This window comes from Bellilinea sp., assembly GCF_034432615.1.
Classification (GTDB): domain Bacteria; phylum Chloroflexota; class Anaerolineae; order Anaerolineales; family Anaerolineaceae; genus Bellilinea.
Map to the genome: position 1 here is coordinate 1 of NZ_DAOUBL010000001.1, position 1,590 is coordinate 1,590.

A 1,590-nucleotide genomic window follows, 5' to 3' on the forward strand; every position below is an offset into this window, starting at 1 on the left:
TTTGACAAAGCAGTGGACATTCTGCGCGAAAAAGGTCTGGCCACCGCCGCCAAACGCGCCGGCCGGACTGCTTCGGAAGGCGTGATTGATGTATACTCGCACGGCAACGGGCGGGTATGCGTGATGGTAGAGGTCAACTGCGAAACCGATTTTGTTGGGCGCAGCGAGGTCTTCCGCAATTTCGCTCACGAAATTGCCCTGCAAATTGCAGCTGCCTCTCCGCTCTACATTCGCGAAGAGGATATTCCGCAGGAAGTGCTGGACAAGGAAGCCGCCATTGCGACTGCCAAGGCCCGCGAAGAGGGCAAACCCGAAGCCATCATCCCGCGCATCGTGGAAGGTTCGTTGACCAAATTCAAGGATGAATTTGTGCTGCTGCGCCAAAAGTACATCCGCGACGAGAGCAAAACTGTTCAGGATTTGCTGAACGAAACGGTCGTTTCCACGGGTGAAAACATCATCATCCGGCGTTTTGCACGCTGGGCGCTGGGCGAAACCACGCAAGAAGAAGCCTGATCAAGATAAAAAAGCCAACCGGCAAGGTTGGCTTTTTTATACCTTTTGGAGAATTATGGACGGTCTCAAATATCATCGAATTTTGCTCAAACTGAGCGGCGAAGCACTTTCCAGCCCGCAGGGCAGCGGCATTGACCCAAAAGCAGCCCGCGATATTGCCCTGCGTGTGCGCGAGGTGCGCGAGATGGGTGTAGATGTTGCCATTGTGATTGGAGCGGGCAACCTGTGGCGAGGGAAAGCCGGGCTGGATCTGGGCATGGACCGCGCCACCGCCGATTACATGGGCATGCTGGCCACGGTGATGAATGCGCTGGCGTTGATGGACGCGCTGGAATCCTGCGGGGTGGTTACGCGGGTGCAGTCTGCCATTGAGATGCGCGCCGTGGCCGAGCCGTACATCCGCCGGCGCGCCATCCGCCATCTGGAAAAGGGGCGGGTGGTTATTTTTGGCGGCGGCACCGGTAATCCCTACTTTTCCACCGACACCGCCGCCGCACTGCGCGCCTGTGAAATTGATGCCGATGTGCTGATTAAAGCCACCAAAGTGGACGGCGTGTACGACAGCGACCCGCACCGCAACCCGAACGCGGTCAAGTTTGACCGCCTGACCTACATCGAAACACTCAACCGCCGCCTGGAGGTGATGGACAGCACCGCCATTTCGTTGTGCATGGAAAACAAACTGCCCATTCTGGTGTTGAATTTGTGGGACCCGGACGCGCTGCGTCTTTCGCTGCTGGGTGAAATTCGCGGCACGCTGGTAGAGGGATAAAAAAACAAGGGGCTGGCATTTGCCAGCCCCTTTGATCTTCGTTACCTGCATCAGGCTTCTTTGAATTCGCCTTCCACCACATCGCCTTCCGGGCTGGTTTGCCCGTGACGGCCGTTTCCACCGGCTGCTGTACCGGCAGCCTGCGGAGCAGCCGCCTGAAGGATGCGCCCGTACAACTGCTGCAGTTCTTCGCTCAGGCTGCGCATGCGGCGGTCATCCTCGCCGTTCATGATCTGGCGCAGGTCGCTGATCTTGCTTTCGGCTTCGTAGCGCAGGTCAGAAGGCACCCGTTCGCCGTTTTC

General features: G+C 57.9%; 2 protein-coding genes and 1 pseudogene. 2 read left to right on the plus strand and 1 reads right to left on the minus strand.

Annotated elements, in window-relative coordinates; all coding sequences use genetic code 11:
* Positions 1–516 (plus strand): elongation factor Ts (tsf, locus tag VAE48_RS00005; RefSeq protein WP_322791253.1); only part of this gene is annotated, 516 nt, incomplete at its 5' end.
* Positions 517–571: 55 nt separating this feature from the next.
* Positions 572–1,288, plus strand: coding sequence for a UMP kinase (pyrH, locus tag VAE48_RS00010; RefSeq protein WP_322791254.1), 717 nt, complete (start codon positions 572–574; stop codon positions 1,286–1,288).
* A gap of 50 nt (positions 1,289–1,338) precedes the next feature.
* Here the strand turns inward: pyrH and VAE48_RS00015 are convergent.
* Positions 1,339–1,590 (minus strand): annotated as a pseudogene (locus VAE48_RS00015) (hypothetical protein); the annotation flags it as partial.

Bases quoted from the DNA above. Each gene is read 5' to 3' on its own strand.
- pyrH (WP_322791254.1), top strand. From the start codon at position 572: ATGGACGGTCTCAAATATCATCGAATTTTGCTCAAACTGAGCGGCGAA.